The 14,459-nt window shown below is 57.8% G+C and carries 11 protein-coding genes and 2 pseudogenes; 4 read left to right on the forward strand and 9 right to left on the reverse strand.

Going from position 1 to position 14,459, the window contains the following annotated elements:
- Positions 1-6: 6 nt before the first annotated feature.
- A pseudogene (locus ABDZ89_RS07615) lies at positions 7-644 on the forward strand (IS6 family transposase).
- 3 nt (positions 645-647) lie between these two features.
- On the opposite strand, the gene ABDZ89_RS07620 reads toward ABDZ89_RS07615, so the two are convergent.
- The 3 genes and pseudogenes from ABDZ89_RS07620 to ABDZ89_RS07630 all read right to left on the reverse strand — a co-directional run bounded on the left by ABDZ89_RS07620 (position 648) and on the right by ABDZ89_RS07630 (position 2,701).
- Positions 648-1,805 carry a Fic family protein gene (locus ABDZ89_RS07620; RefSeq protein WP_343777971.1) on the reverse strand — a complete coding sequence of 386 codons (1,158 nt, stop codon included), beginning with the start codon at positions 1,803-1,805 and terminating at the stop codon, positions 648-650.
- A gap of 66 nt (positions 1,806-1,871) precedes the next feature.
- Positions 1,872-2,072, reverse strand: a pseudogene (locus ABDZ89_RS07625) (gamma-glutamyl-gamma-aminobutyrate hydrolase family protein); the annotation flags it as partial.
- 356 nt (positions 2,073-2,428) lie between these two features.
- Positions 2,429-2,701, reverse strand: coding sequence for a hypothetical protein (locus ABDZ89_RS07630; RefSeq protein WP_343777972.1), 273 nt, complete (start codon positions 2,699-2,701; stop codon positions 2,429-2,431).
- Positions 2,702-2,901: 200 nt separating this feature from the next.
- Here ABDZ89_RS07630 and ABDZ89_RS07635 point away from each other — a divergent pair, with 200 nt between their 5' ends.
- Complete coding sequence (locus ABDZ89_RS07635) at positions 2,902-4,815, forward strand: MBL fold metallo-hydrolase (RefSeq protein WP_343777973.1); 1,914 nt, start codon at positions 2,902-2,904, stop codon at positions 4,813-4,815.
- 125 nt (positions 4,816-4,940) lie between these two features.
- Here ABDZ89_RS07635 and ABDZ89_RS07640 read toward each other — a convergent pair whose 3' ends face one another.
- Positions 4,941-5,480, reverse strand: a complete 540-nt coding sequence (locus ABDZ89_RS07640) for an IS6 family transposase (protein WP_343777975.1) — start codon at positions 5,478-5,480, stop codon at positions 4,941-4,943.
- Between the two features lie 160 nt (positions 5,481-5,640).
- On the opposite strand from ABDZ89_RS07640, the gene ABDZ89_RS07645 reads away from it, so the two are divergent.
- Complete coding sequence (locus ABDZ89_RS07645; RefSeq protein WP_343778097.1) at positions 5,641-6,189, forward strand: DUF7342 family protein; 549 nt, start codon at positions 5,641-5,643, stop codon at positions 6,187-6,189.
- The gene (locus ABDZ89_RS07650; RefSeq protein WP_343777977.1) at positions 6,186-6,668 is read left to right on the forward strand and encodes a toxin-antitoxin system TumE family protein; all 483 of its coding nucleotides are present in this window, start codon (positions 6,186-6,188) and stop codon (positions 6,666-6,668) included. Before ABDZ89_RS07645 ends, ABDZ89_RS07650 begins: the two co-directional genes overlap by 4 nt.
- A gap of 385 nt (positions 6,669-7,053) precedes the next feature.
- On the opposite strand, the gene ABDZ89_RS07655 is transcribed toward ABDZ89_RS07650, so the two are convergent.
- The 5 genes from ABDZ89_RS07655 to ABDZ89_RS07675 form a co-directional block, all read right to left on the reverse strand.
- Positions 7,054-9,528: an ABC transporter ATP-binding protein gene (locus ABDZ89_RS07655; RefSeq protein WP_343777978.1), complete on the reverse strand. Its 2,475-nt coding sequence runs from the start codon at positions 9,526-9,528 to the stop codon at positions 7,054-7,056.
- Positions 9,525-9,980: a DUF7529 family protein gene (locus tag ABDZ89_RS07660; RefSeq protein ID WP_343777980.1), complete on the reverse strand. Its 456-nt coding sequence runs from the start codon at positions 9,978-9,980 to the stop codon at positions 9,525-9,527. Before ABDZ89_RS07660 ends, ABDZ89_RS07655 begins: the two co-directional genes overlap by 4 nt.
- A gap of 3 nt (positions 9,981-9,983) precedes the next feature.
- Positions 9,984-11,411 (reverse strand): ABC transporter permease, encoded by a 1,428-nt coding sequence (locus tag ABDZ89_RS07665; RefSeq protein WP_343777982.1) that lies wholly within the window; start codon positions 11,409-11,411, stop codon positions 9,984-9,986.
- On the reverse strand, positions 11,408-12,433 hold the full coding sequence (locus ABDZ89_RS07670; protein WP_343777984.1) for an ABC transporter permease: 1,026 nt from the start codon (positions 12,431-12,433) through the stop codon (positions 11,408-11,410). The genes ABDZ89_RS07665 and ABDZ89_RS07670 overlap by 4 nt, the downstream gene beginning before the upstream one ends.
- 67 nt (positions 12,434-12,500) lie before the next feature.
- Entirely contained in the window at positions 12,501-14,336 is a 1,836-nt protein-coding gene (locus ABDZ89_RS07675) for an ABC transporter substrate-binding protein (RefSeq protein ID WP_343777986.1), read from the reverse strand.
- Positions 14,337-14,459: the final 123 nt, after the last annotated feature.

Here is a 14,459-nt window from a genome sequence, read left to right on the forward strand (position 1 = left end):
GTATCTATGCCCGAAAACGACCGCCTTATGGGCTGTTTAGACGAGATCAACTTAGAGTTTGTGGAGCGAGAGCGACACCGCGGCTATTGATGACGCTCAGTATTCAGCTTCATTTAGCAGGATTATCGCTTTCGAATACTGTTTCGTTTCTTGAGGTATTCGGTGTTGAACGAGTGCGATCCACCGTTCACAACTGGGTTCACAAAGCCGATCTACAGCCGGAATCTGGTCGGAGCCCGAATCACGTTGCGGTCGATGAGACGGTGATTCGGCTTGACAATGAACAATATTGGCTGTACGCTGCTGTCGATCCGGAAAACGAACGATATGCTTCATACACAGCTTGAGCCGACGACAAATAACGCTCTCGCAGATCGGTTTTTCGCTGATCTCCGTGACAAACACGACGTGGATGACGCAACTGTTCTCATCGATGGATCAGCTTCACTTCAGCGAGCCTGTCGCAAACACGACCTCGATTTCAGATACGAACGACATGGAAATCGGAACAGCGTCGAAACGTGTCTTTCGTGAAATAAAACCCAGAACTACCAGTTTTTCCAAACTGTTTTAGCAACGCCAAAGCAGAAACTGCTGACGAGTGGCTCAGATCATTCGCTTTCGCATGGAATCAGCTTATCTGAACACTACCGTTGTATCGGCCGTTCAAGAATATCGAATACATCGATAGCTTTGTACTCACGATTTCGCTGCTGCCCAGTCGCTTCGATAACGAGGCCATCCGATTCGAGCTCTTCAATCGCATTATAGGCAGTCTGTCGACTTACGTCGAACCGGTCCGTGATGTCATCTGCGGTGAAGTACGGTAATTCAAACAGTTCGCGGGCGAGTTTGTGACTTGTCTTTTGATTCGGATATTGCGCTTCGTACTCTCGCCGGAGTTCGAGTAATTCGAATGTTCGCTCGTAGGAGTCCTTCGCTTGCTCTTCAATGCCTTCAATAAAGAACGCAATCCAATCGCGCCATCGGCCTTCTTCGCTAACCGCACGCATTGTCTCGACGTACTCCTGCTTGTTTCGATTAAAGTAGGCACTCGGATAGAGGTACGGCTCAGACAGATAGCCAGCCTTGTGTAACTGGAGGACGGTCAGGATCCGCCCGAGACGACCGTTGCCATCTGAGCAGGGGTGAATTGTCTCAAACTGATAATGAGTGATAGCAAGGTCAATCAGTGGATGATATTCACCGTCCATTTGTATATATGCTTCAAGCGAGTCCATTAGCTCCGGAACGCGGTCCGCCGGTGGTGGAACAAACGGAGACTCTCCGCGACGTGGCGACGGTATATGTACATCACCATCTCGCCACTCACCAACAATGTCGCCCTTGTTCCGAACTCCTTTGAGTAGTATTTCGTGGAGCGATTTGAGCAACGCGACCGAAATTGGCTCACCCCCTTTAATTGCGTCAAATCCATCCCTGAGTGCGCGCTCGGCGTTGAGAACTTCCTGTAAGTCGCGGCTCACACGCCCAGAACTGCCTGATTTCTGTCGTGTGTGATATGCGTAGACTTCGTCCATCTCGACGTCTGCGCCCTCAATTTCTGCTGTTTCGACTGCTTCGAGCCGAAGGAGCGACGTATACAGTACCGGCGAGAAATCGACAGTCGGACTAATCCCGTCGATACGTCCGAGTTGGAACATCGCATCCGATATCGTCGCCGTGAGGTCCTCGTCAATCTCAACCCGCGATGAGAGGGGCAACTTCTCTGGAATATAGTAGGGGTGCGGATGCGACTGTTGGTAGTGCCCCGGCGCATCTGGTGGTAAATCCTCTGTTCTCATTTTGAATTAGTAAGTTTCTAGCGCGTCTTAATCATATTAGATATAAATACATTTGGATAAGGTGAGTCAAATCCGTTCCAAATCAAATTCCACCCATCTCGTTGTGTCACAACTGCTTCCGCCCGAACTGAGCTGATATCCATGATTGTACTGTCGAACGTCCGTGTAAAGGTCAGCGTCTTTGAGTCGGATATGCGATGTCACACTGTCGACGACCTCGCCGCCGAGGGCGGCATTCAGAATCTGATGGCCGAAACAGATGCTAAGCGTTGGGCCCCCTCAGTGACGAGTTAACACACAAACTGCTTCTAGGAGGATCCATGGCTAATCGGGTTCATCGTACATGCCGGTCTCGTTGCCCCCAATGAGGACACCATCTACGTCTTCGGGTGACGGGTCACCGTCCTCATTCGGATTCACGATCACGCGCCAATGCCATCAAAAGTGGTTGAACCGTTTCCGGCATCGTGGTCGGGTCACCAGCTCGTCCGTGAGTTCCATAATATCACGGTTGTCGGCTTAGGGTGCGAACGACGCTCGCTCTCGCCAGCAATCGACCAGTGTGCGTTTCCCGCAATTGATCCACGAGAAGCCCCAAAGGGCGATCGACGGTACGCCACCGATCAGACCGCAAACGAGCTTGAAGCAGCATGTCTAGATGTTGTTCGGGACATGTCGACGCCGAAAAAGGCCGGTCGATCGCTGAGCATCGAGGACGACAACCCCCAGCGTTCGTGGGTGACGTTGAGCGTGTCGAAACTCGGTATAACCAGCTCACAGGGTTGCTGAAATCCCTGACAGACGTATGCCTCGTCACGCACGTTCTGCCGTTCAACACGTCGTTCGGTGGCCACCACGCCGTCGGGACCCGAGAGGCGGACCGAGAGTTCCTCCACGTGGGTCGGTAGCGACGAAACTCGCCATTCGGGAACACGATGTGTTTGCCACGGACTCAGCGGCAAGTTTGATGTGGCTTCTCAATGTACGTAACTGCGTACCAAGGTGACCGGAAAACCGCGAATTCGGTCCGCACGCCACTATACCTCAACCCACGCTCAGAATGAGACGTAAAGACACACTCGAAGGGTCACTAGAGATGTATAGTATTGATGTCGGACAGGGAGACGCGACGCTAATTATCGGACCGGACGGTGAGACGACACTTGTCGATGCCGGGACCGGCACTGAGGCGAAACAGAACATTCGAGAGAACATCGACCGGCGATTCGCTACACGCGATGATGTCGATGGCCTCGACAACGTTGTCGTGACCCACTTCGATCAAGATCACGCTGACCAAGCGGCAGACATGGTCGAGGAATACGATGTAGACGAGGTCTATACTCCGAATCCGAATGCGTATGACACGGGAGATAGGATAACGAACACGAGTGGGTTACAGAACGAAGCACTGAGCAAGGTTGATGTCTCCGAAGAAACCGATACTACTGTACACTCGGTCGACACTGATGGGACACAGCGTGCGGTCGGGGCTCACGACTTAGGTGGAGAGGGACAGCAGGATCTCGATATCTTCAGTGATGGTGCTGTCGACGTGTCAGTGTTGAACCCGGAACCAACCGAGGATATTGACGGAATCGATCGGAACAGCGGGAGTCTCTCGTTTAGCGTCGAATATGGCGACTCGACTGCTGTCATCACCAGCGATACGTCGGAACTCGCGGCGCCTGAGAAGCTTGATGACACAGAGGTCGACTACGCGACCGGGTTCGAACACGGAAGCGAAACGAGTCTCACAACGCTAAATCAAGTAGACCCGGAGCACGTCAATTTCTCGTGTGACCCATCGGCATTTGGCCACCCGGATACTGCGATGACCGATGTAGCTGCCGAGAGAGGGCTTACGGTCACCGCGACGAACGAGCATGGTACAGTCTCGTTCATGAGCGACGGTGACTCCGACGAGGTACTCACACAACGCGGGGAACCCATCGACGGTAGCCAAACCGACGGCGAGGCAATACAAGACGAACTCACCGATTCACAGTCGAACCCGGAACCGGGGTTCGCCGACGAGATTGCCAAGGTAGACGACGCCACATCGCAGACCGAACTGACTACCGAGACCGGTGAACGGACCGATATGGACCTCATCACCGAAGAGGGAGAGCAGATCGAGCCAGACGCGTACATCGAGGAAGACCTCGACATCCCCGAGAATACCGAAGACATTGACATGTTTCCGGAGCGTGGTAACGCATTGGATGTCGACGAGTTAGAGTCGGCAGGAGTCGGAGTTTACAATGAGGAGACCGGGAGGTTCGAAACGCCGAACGAGGAATCTCTCACGGACATCGACGGTGTCGGAACTGACAAAACAGAACGTCTGGAACAGAACGGAATCGATATTGATTCGACCCCCACTCCTGAGGAGGTCTCGAAGACCGACGGATTCAATGATAAACTATCGAACCGCGTGTCGGACCGGCTTGAGCAACGAAACAGCAACGGTGCCAATCAAGCCAAGAACCAAGCTGTCACAAGTGAGGAGTCACGAGAGTCGACGCAATCCGATGGGTCCGACAAAGGACACTCCGAGCGCGACTCACAGGGCACGGAGTCAGAGGAACTGGAGCCCGGAGATGACCCTCGAAATGTGGACGAGACAGACGATGAAACATTAACAAACGAAAACGAGGATGCGGCGACAAGCGACAACAATGTGAACGCGAGCGACGACAACCCTGGGGCCGAGTCAGCGGAGGCCAGTACGAAGGGCAGCCATGCCGACGGCACTGGTACCGAACCTGAGCAGAACGCGGATCCAGACACACAGCGGAATTCCAATGAAGATGTACTCTCTGAGGACGAACTCGCTAAGGAGGGTCAAGACGACCAGTTCACGGAGGAGGCGTCTTCCTCGGACGGCGATGTGATGGACGTTGAGGAAATTAAGAACAACCCGGACACGGCTGATGACGGCGTTGACGTAGGCGACGCCACTGCTGATGGCGATCAGATGGACTCCGAACGTAAGTACAGCAGGTGAGTAATTGGACCAGTTATATTTGATCGGCTGTCGCTCCCCACGACTCTCTGCTATCGGTATTCAATAGTATTGCTCCCAGTATATGTGCGGTGTTAACAAGATTTTAGAAAGAGTAAGTGGTCACGTTAAGTTTGGCGTGAGTTGTGGTAGACGGCGACGGCTTCGAGCCAATTTTGAGCTGTCTCGAGCGCGACATTGCTGAAACTATTTGCAAACGATGATGTTCGTCGTTCTATTTCCCAAAAAACACGTTTGATGGCATTCCGATTTCCATGACGAATGACTTGAAATCGATAGCCGTCCTCAGCGAGAACTGATCCGAGATAGTCTGCGTCATCGACGAGAAATTCCACGTTATCGAGCTGATAGCGCCGGTGAAGCTCGGTGAGAAACCATCGCGTCGTCTGTTTTTCGTCAACCGCAAGCTGATCCTCGGAGACGGTTGAGATCGGCTGTAGATCGGCTTTATGAACCCAGTTGTGAATGGCAACGTGACTCCGATCGATCCCAAACAGTTCAAGATGCTTACTTACCTCACGTAGTGACATACCGGCTAAATGACAGCGGATCCCTACTTCAATCACCCAACGCGGAGTTCGATCTCGCTCCACAAACGACAAGTCGATCCACGCTATACGTTCGCTGAGGCGGTCGAATTCTGGCATAGACACTCAGAAATTGTCCGCCTCATTCTCTAACTTTACGCGACCCAATATACTACCCCACAGATTATTATACCGCTCTCCCGTTGGTTGGCACATAATGTCCGAAGAGCCGTCCCCACCCCACCGAGTGAGTTCGGATGGCGGCACCGAACACCGTGACGTGAACGACGTCGTCGAAGAGGAATGGATCGAGGAGACGACGCCCTTCGAACGAGTGTACGAAGTCATCTCTCGTGTGTACGATCCGCTGTCTGCAGCACAGATCGCCGAGCGTGCCCGCGTCTCACCGACCACGGCGCGAAAGCACCTGCGAACGCTTGAGAGCGCTGGTGAGGTAACGACGTCACAGGACGGTCAGACGACGCACTACCGACGGTCGGAAACCGCTATCGTCACTGAACACGCCCAGTCGCTCCTCGCGGAACGGACGCCCGAAGAGATCGCGTCCGGCATCGCCGATATCAAGGCGCAGATCCAGGCGTGGCGCGAGGAATACGGTGTTGATTCACCCGAGGAATTCGCCCGAGAACTGGATATCGGGGACGCCGACAGCGATCATGGTGCGCTCCTCACAGAATGGCAAACGACGCGACGCAACCTCGCGCTCGCACAGGCAACACTCGCGATCGGTGAGGTGAGCCAAACTGGTCACCTCACTGGCACGGACACGGATGACGATGGTAACGGCGATACATCCATCGTGGTATGACCGACGACGGAGACCCCGCTCGCTATATTCCGCCAGACGAGCAGTCTGAGGTATTTGGTCCTATCGACGCTGGGGCATTACGGGAAATCCGAGACCTGTTCGTGGACCTTGAGCCGCTGGTCCAGACCGCGTCAGTAGACGACCCGCTGAATCCACAAACACTCTCGGTTGAACTATCTGACGGCGTCGGATCGGCGTCAACCGCGCAGATAGACATCCGGTGGAGTCTCACCGGGAACTACGCCGCACACTACACAGATGACCGTGATCGAAACTTTCGGTTCGACTGCCACCCGAAACCCGACGCACCGAGACGGCACTTCCATCCACCACCCGATGCACCGAGCCGTCCTGTCGACCCGTCCTGTATATCTGTGTCCGAGACAAGCCTTGTGACGCGAGCGATTCTCCAACGGTGGCGATACGCCTACACGAATGGAACATTTGAGGGAGTCAACGACGCAGAAAATCCACCGTGAGAGCTACAAATATACAAAGATAGCCCACGGGGAGAGCCGTGGAAGGATGTCAAGACTCGAACGATACCCCGACGTGGTCCGCAATTGCTTGGAGATCTGCCTTCCGGAAAGTGGAGTCGTCGGCCGCCGCTGGCGATTCTGCGATGCCGACGTGCGCTCAGATGAGTCGTCGCATCTGTGACGTCGACGGTCGGCCCGCCGCGTTGACACTGACTCCTAATGTCTCACAAACTGCTTGGAGCTCTTCTTTAGTGAACGACGACTTGACATCCCGTTCGAAGCGACCCGTTCTCACGCGAATTGCGTTTCGAAGCTCTTGGACGGTAGGACTCATGGATCCTCACTCTCTGCTTGTCTCCCTCAAAGTTCCTATCCAGCGTTAACATCAGCGGAGTTCGGTGTCTGCGTCCGTGTGTTCTGCCAGGTGACGGTGGCAGCGACTCTCTCGGCCATTCTCTCCGATCGGATATGATTCGACCGCATCAGTCTCACAAACTGAGCCGAACTCCGCAGCGAGCAGCTCAACCGCAGCGGATGGTGAAGACTCAGCGCGTTCCGTCGCCTTATCGACTATCTCTGTGGCGGCTGGCGGGAGTTCGATATCCGCGAATACATCGGCGGCAACGCTTTGTGGGCCTTGCTTGTCATCGATCAACCCCAGCCGGCGTTTTGCCGCCCGAACGAGTGACGAGTCCGCACGCTCACGCTGGCGTAACACCTCTTGGAACGTCCCGAGAGCCTCCCACGCATCCGGCGAGAGCGAGTCCCACTCGGGCGGTCGAATTCGGACTGGACACCGGGTCGCAAACGGACAGCCGTCAGGTGGATATCGAGGGTTTGGTGGGGACCCGCGCAGCGTGACGCGGTCGAGGTCGTCTGGAGCTGGTGTTGACGAACCCGGAATCGCCGACAGCAACGATAGCGTGTACGGGTTCGCCGGGGAATTAAACACCTCTTCAGTTGGGCCAATCTCAAGGATGTTTCCGAGATACATCACCGCAACCCGATCAGTTATTTTCCGCACTACTGAGAGATCGTGCGCAATAAAAAGCAGCGTAATATCAAGCGTCTCTCGCAGTTCTTCGAGCAGATTTATTACTCGTGCTTGGACGGAGACGTCGAGGGCACTGACCGGCTCGTCCAACACGAGGAACTCCGGTTCCAAGGCGAGCGCACGGGCGATACCGATACGTTGGCGCTGCCCGCCAGAGAACTGGTGGGGGTAGCGGTAGAAGTGCTCCTCAAGCAGGCCGACACGGTCGAGCAGCTTGAAGACCCGCTCGTCGCGCTCGTCGGGGGTTCCCCAGTCGTGGGCCTCAAGCGGCTCCTTGATTATTTGTCCGACGGTCATTCTGTCGTTGAGGCTTTCTTCAGGGTCTTGGAACACGACGCCCACCTCGCGTTGCCACTCGCGAAGGTCGCTGCCAGAAAGGTCTGTCACGTCGCGCCCGTTGGCCATAACTGACCCGCTCGTCGCGGCTTCCAAGCCGGCAAGCGTTCGGCCGAGCGTCGTCTTCCCGCAGCCGGACTCGCCGACGAGCCCGAGTATCTCTCCACGGCGAATGTCGAACGACACGCCGTCGACAGCCTTCACCGGCGGCAACCTGTCGAGCGGCGAGTCACTCTCGTAGTACGTCTGAAGGTCCTCGACTGAAATGAACGTTTCTCCGGCGCCGGTGGGGCTTTCGTCGGGCATCTCTGCGGACGAGTCGGCATTTGGTTCGGTACCCGCCGGTTTGGTGGCCTTCCTGGATGACGCGTCGGTTTGGCCGGCAGTCGAGGACGCGCTCGCCTTTTGTTCCTCGTTGCTTAGAGACACCTCCTGTGTCACCTCTGGATGGGAAGAATCGTGGATTAGACAGGCCGCAGTGTGATCCGTAGATCCTCTGATCGGCATCGGTTCGGGGTGAGTCGTCGTACAGGCTTCCGTGGCCGCCGGACACCGCGGGGCGAATCGGCAGCTATCCGCTGGCTTAGTCGGTGTCGGGACCTCGCCGTCGATTGTCGGCAGTGTGTCGTCCGCGTCGCTCCGTCCGGGGACGCTCTTGAGCAGGGCACGCGTGTATGGGTGTTCTGGTCGCTCAAAGAGTTCTGCCGTCGGCGCACGCTCCACGATTTCGCCCGCGTAGATGACGTTAACCCGGTCTGCGGTCTCTTCGATGACACCCATATCGTGGGTAATGAATAGGATCGCGAGGTCTTCCCGTTCTTGGAGGTCATCGAGCAGCTCCAGTATCTGCGCTTGGATCGTCACGTCGAGCGCGGTCGTCGGCTCGTCACACACGAGCAGGTCCGGGTCACAGGCCAGCGCGATCGCAATGATCGCACGCTGTTGCATCCCGCCCGAGAACTGGTGGGGATACTCGCCGAGCCGCCGCGGCGCGTCGGGAATACCTACATCTTCCAGCAGTTCGATCGCCTTCGACCGGGCCGCCTCGCCGGTCAGTCCCCGGTGGATACGGAGCGCCTCGCGGATCTGATTGCCAACCGTGTACACCGGGTTGATCGAGTTCAGCGGGTCCTGGAATACGATGGCGATGTCACCACGGTGGCCGTCCCACCCGGCCTCGACGAGATCGACACCGTTGAACCGGATTTCGCCGCCCTCGATGGCTCCCGGTCGGTCGATCAATCCCAGGATCGAGCGCGCCGTGACCGATTTTCCGGAGCCGGACTCGCCGACGAGGCCGACGGTCTCTCCGGCGTGGACATCGAACGAGATCCCGTCAACCGCGTGGATCGTCTCCTTACCGGTCCGAAACACCGTCCGGAGGTCTCGCACCTCTAGGAGCGCGTCCGACCGCTGGTCCGAGGCAGTCGCCGATCCCTGGCGCGGGACCGCAGATTCGTGGGCAGTCATTCGACCCCCGCGAGGAATGGTGCTCGGTCATCATGTGCTAACTCTAGTGCGACCATGTCGGAGATCGACCGGACCTTCGTTCGTGCCGGTCCCGATGTGTTCGCATACGCCTCGAGCGACCGCTGTCGGATCCCGCCCGCCACCAGCGTGACGACATCATCGTCCGGCTGGTGGACCTCTAGCAGGTACAACCGGTAGCCACCGGTGTCGACGTACCGGACGTCGGTCCGACGGATCGCGCTCGCGATCGTCTGCTCGCTGAGCGCAGTCGCCGTCTCGCCGGAGACCGTGAAGATGAACGTGAGGGGTCCGTCGTCGGGCGCCCTCACCGTCCCGTGGTCCGCGTACGCTTCGACGACCGTGCGTCCGGCCGCGCGGTGATCTGCCGCCACCGTCGCAACCGTCTCTCGAAGGCGATTCCACGCCGCCGTAGGTGGAGTGTCTGCCGACATCTGTTATCCTCCGGCACCGCTGGCCGCCGCACTTGTCTCCTCTTCACTGCTCAGGTCGGTCTCGGCGTCGATCGCGTCCCTGACCCCGTCCCCGAGCGCATTGAATCCGGTCACGACGATGACGATCAGCGTCCCCGGAAGGACGGCGATATGCCACGACATCGTCGTCAGCAGGGGCTGTCCGACGTCGACGAGCCGGCCCCACTCCGGCGTCGGGGGCGAGATTCCGAGCCCGAGGAACGAGAGCCCGGAGACGCCGATGATGATACCGCCGAGACTCATCGACGCGTACACCATTAGGTAGCCGACGATGTACGGGAGAATGTGGCGACGCATCGTCGTCCTCGGGGCCAGTCCGTAACTGTCGGCAGCATCGACCCATGTCCGCTCGGAGACCTGAAGCGCTGGTCCCCGAACGGCGCGCCACAGCGACGGCCAGCCCGTCAGAGCAAAGATGAGCGCCAACAGCACTCCCCCACTATACAGCCCAGCGAGCCACGTCTGTGAGAGTACCACTGATAAGAGAATCACAACAAGCAGCTGGGGTAGCGACTGTGTCGCGTCGCTCACAAGGACGATCGCTAAGTCGACGATTCCGCCGTAGTACGCGCTGATCAGGGCTAAGCTGGTGGCGATGACTCCGCTTATAGTGATCGCGAGAAGCCCAATGAAAAGCGACACTCGCGCCCCAAGCGCGACCTGTGTAAAGAGGTCCTGTCCCGACGGCAACGTCCCGAACGGATGGAAGCGGTCATACTGATCGTAGGTGAGTGGGCCAACGTTTCGGCCGTCGATACCCTGCGAAGTTGTGTCCGTGTTCGCTGCCCCGACGGTGATCGTTTCGACGTCGCCGGTGTCCTCGTCGTAGTAGTCGAGCTCGTAACTGTACGGGTCGATGGCGTTCTGCTCGAGCGTCGTTGGGCCAAGCGCCGGCGCGAAGACGGCGAGAATCAGGAACGCCAACACGACGAGAAGACCGAACTGTCCCCAGCGATGGCCGCGGAAGCGACTGACGACATCGTCGAACGGCGTCCAGCCTGCCGTCCGGTAGCGGTTACGGTACAGCAGGTAGCCGCGCCAGATCCAGTACAGACACAGGGCGCCGTAGAGGTATATTAGCCCGACGCGCAGCCCCCACGCCCTCGCGGGCGACAGTCCGAGAAACGTTCCCTGCCAGCCTTCGCCGGGGACGAGCGTCCCTTGGTTCGGAATCGTCTCCCGACTCAACAGGACTGGGATACGGTCAGCGACCGCGACAGCGGTCTCCCCGAGCGGAAGTGCACTCAGCGTGAACTGAATGAGCGCCCCCACCTCGGGGAGTATCAGCAACACCGCGCCTACAAGCCACGCACGGGTTGCTGAAGTCGGAATGCGGTCGAGTCTGGTTCGGACGGTCACGTTCGCGTCGGACGGAGATGGTGTGTCTGTCATCGTCGTTCAGCGTACCCGATTCGCGGGTCGATAAGGGTGTATAGTAGGTCTTGTGCGATGTTGATCGAGACGGTCAGCAGGATGAAGACGAACATGAGTGAGCCGGCCAGCGGAAGGTCACCGCTCGTCATGGCGTCGAAAAACAGCGTCCCGATCCCGTTGATCCCGAAGACAACTTCGACGAGGACGGAGCCACCAACGAGCAGGTACGCCTCGCTCGTGACGACGGGAATCAGTGGAATCAGCGCGTTTCGAAGCACGTGTTTGCCGATCAGCTGCCAGCGCGAGACGCCGACAGCTCGTGCCGTATCAATGAAGTCCTCGTTGATAATCTCGAGGACGGCCGTCCGCGAGAGCCGTAGTTCGTTCCCCATCGAGGCGGAAGCAAGAACGAATGCCGCGGGAAGAATCTGCTTCGTGGCAATAATGAACCCCTCGGGCGTCCCCAGCGCGGACAGATCTGGGGCACCGATCAGGTCGGTCTCAACGATAAACGACTCCCAACCGCTGCCGAAAAAGAGCGCGTCGGTCCGCGACAGTAGCGCCAACAGGATCACTGCTAGCCAGAAGTTCGGCATCGCACGCCACACGATACCCGTAATAGAGGCCAAGTAATCGCGGTTTGTATTGACGTTCAGTCCAGCGTATATCCCTAGCGGAATGCCGATGAAGATCGGAATCAACACCGCCCACAGCCCGAGCCAGATCGTCCGGGGACCGAACTGCGCCAGTAGCGCCACGGTATCTTGGCCGGGATACAACACCCACGACTGGCCGAGGTCGAAGGTGACGAGATCGACGAGATACTCGCCGTACTGGATGTGTATCGGGTCGTTCAGTCCGAGCTGTTCTTCGATGCGGTCGAGCCGCTCACGGGCCTGGGCGCTGTTCACTGGCCCAACGATAGCTGCGGCCGGATTCAACGGACCGACCCGGATGATCAGAAACGTTGCGGTGACGCCGAGCCACACGACCGGGATCGACATCAGCAGCCGACGGAACAGGTAGACCAAGCGGTTCATACCCGCCAGCGATCCCGGAAGGTACTCGGCCGCGACAATGTTGGTTCCATTGGCTGCTGCGGGACCGTCATTCGAACGTGACGCCGTCGTAGAGACGATCGTGGAAGCCGCTCGGCTGGATAGGTGCGTCCACTGAGTCGTACCACCACTGCCGGCCGCGCGGGTGGTAATTCGTCAGGTAGATCGCGTCCTCCCAGATGGCTTCTTCCATCTGGATGAATGCCTCGTTGCGGGCCTCCTCTTCGGCGTCGGTCGGGCCGAGGTTGTTCTGGACTTGCTCCCAGGCCGCCGCAGCACGCTCGGAAGCATCGGACGGATCTTCCCGCCACCGAACGAGGTTGCCTTCGTACGGCCGTCCGAACTTCAGCATGTCTGCCGGCGACGGATACTCAAGTCCGTTCCCGAGCGTGTACATATCGAGGTTCCCGCTGACGGCCTCATCGATGATCGTATTGAACGGCGCCCGCTCGATCGACAGGTCGACGTATACCGACTGCGCTTTCGACCGGATTAGGTTGGAAATGCGAGAGTACGCGTCCGGGTTGCGATCGTTGTATAGGGTGAGCGTGATCGACGCTCGGTTGTTCTCGCCATAGCCCGCGTCCTCCATGACGCTTCGGGCCTCATCGATCTGTGCCTCACGGTAACCGTACGGGAAGTTCTCCTCTGCGTGCTGGTCGTACGCCTCCTTTCCACCCGGGTACACCGACGGCGGCGCCTGATGGTACGCCGGCTCTCCGACTCCTCTGAACCCCTGCTCGACGAAATTCTCTTGATTGACCGCGTAGTTGAGCGCCTGCCGGATCGGCTTTTCGACCCGCGAGCAGTCGAAAATGAAGTACGCAGTGTACGCCTCGTCCCAGGTCGAGTAGTTTACCGTTTCGTCATTCTCGAGCGGCCCGTAGGTCCCGACCTCTTGGCCGAGGTTCCGCGTCTCCTCGATAGACACTTTGCTCGGGTCAAACCGAGAGTTCGGAAGCCGGAAGATCTGGACGCTCCGGTTCATCGCCCGCTGATGGATCGCGTCGGAGTTCTGGACGACCTGCATCGCGATCCGGTCTGGTCCGGGCTCGTCGCCGTGGTAGTCGTCCGCCGCTGACAGGACGACTTCCGTTCCCGTCTCGACTGACTCTGCTTGGAAGGGGCCGGTCCCGACCGGTGACTGCGAGGAGAATTCAGAGTACTCCATTTCGCCCTCGTACCCCTCAATGTCGCCGACAATTCCTTCTGGAACCGGACTCAGCGAGCCATACGCGAACCAGAACAGCGCGTCGAAGAACGGCTGTTCGAGCGTCACTTCAAGTGTGTAGTCGTCGACGGCTTCGACCGCAAGGCTCCCTGGCTGGTACACCTCCTGTTCTTCGCCGTCGACGCTCTCTGTCGTCGTCTCGTGAGCGATTCGGAAGCTGCCTTCGAGGATGTTTTCTCCTTCTTGGCTGTTCTCGGAGGCGGCGAGTCGCTCCCACGAATACACCACGTCGTCGGCCGTGAGCTCGTCGCCGTTGTGGAACGTGACGTCTTCACGCAGCGTGAACGTGTACGTCTGACCGTCCTCGGAGACGGAGTAGTCGGAGACGAGCTGTGCCGTTGGCTCCAAGCCGTCTGACGGTAGTGTCAACAGCTCACTGAACACATGGTCGGAGACGATCTGCGACCCGTCACCTTTGATCTGTACCGGGTCAAAGTTCGCAGCCTCCGGGATCGAAAGTGACAGTGTGTCACCGCTGAAATCCTCTGTCGACGTGTCCGACCCTCCGTCCCCGCCGTTTGTCCCATTCGTTCCGCCTTCCGTGTTCGACTCGTCACCGCCCGCACACCCTGCTATTCCGACGGTTGCGACACCGCCGGCAGTTTTCAGAAAGGTTCGTCGCAGCTGCCCATTTGCCGTGGTATCTTCGGGCACGTCAACAAAACGAATATCGGAGTATAATATGTAGTGACTCAACAAATACTGAAACATACCCAGATTATTTTACTTTGGATGACATTATACGTTGATCTATTGAGTACTATTGTTCCGCGCTCA

Source organism: Halorubrum ejinorense (genome assembly GCF_039522565.1).
Taxonomy (GTDB): Archaea; Halobacteriota; Halobacteria; order Halobacteriales; family Haloferacaceae; genus Halorubrum; species Halorubrum ejinorense.

Bases quoted from the DNA above. Each gene is read 5' to 3' on its own strand.
- ABDZ89_RS07620 (WP_343777971.1), bottom strand. From the start codon at position 1,805: ATGAGAACAGAGGATTTACCACCAGATGCGCCGGGGCACTACCAACAG.
- ABDZ89_RS07635 (WP_343777973.1), top strand. From the start codon at position 2,902: ATGTATAGTATTGATGTCGGACAGGGAGACGCGACGCTAATTATCGGA.
- ABDZ89_RS07640 (WP_343777975.1), bottom strand. From the start codon at position 5,480: ATGCCAGAATTCGACCGCCTCAGCGAACGTATAGCGTGGATCGACTTG.
- ABDZ89_RS07650 (WP_343777977.1), top strand. From the start codon at position 6,186: ATGACCGACGACGGAGACCCCGCTCGCTATATTCCGCCAGACGAGCAG.
- ABDZ89_RS07655 (WP_343777978.1), bottom strand. From the start codon at position 9,528: ATGACTGCCCACGAATCTGCGGTCCCGCGCCAGGGATCGGCGACTGCC.
- ABDZ89_RS07660 (WP_343777980.1), bottom strand. From the start codon at position 9,980: ATGTCGGCAGACACTCCACCTACGGCGGCGTGGAATCGCCTTCGAGAG.
- ABDZ89_RS07665 (WP_343777982.1), bottom strand. From the start codon at position 11,411: ATGACAGACACACCATCTCCGTCCGACGCGAACGTGACCGTCCGAACC.
- ABDZ89_RS07670 (WP_343777984.1), bottom strand. From the start codon at position 12,433: ATGAACCGCTTGGTCTACCTGTTCCGTCGGCTGCTGATGTCGATCCCG.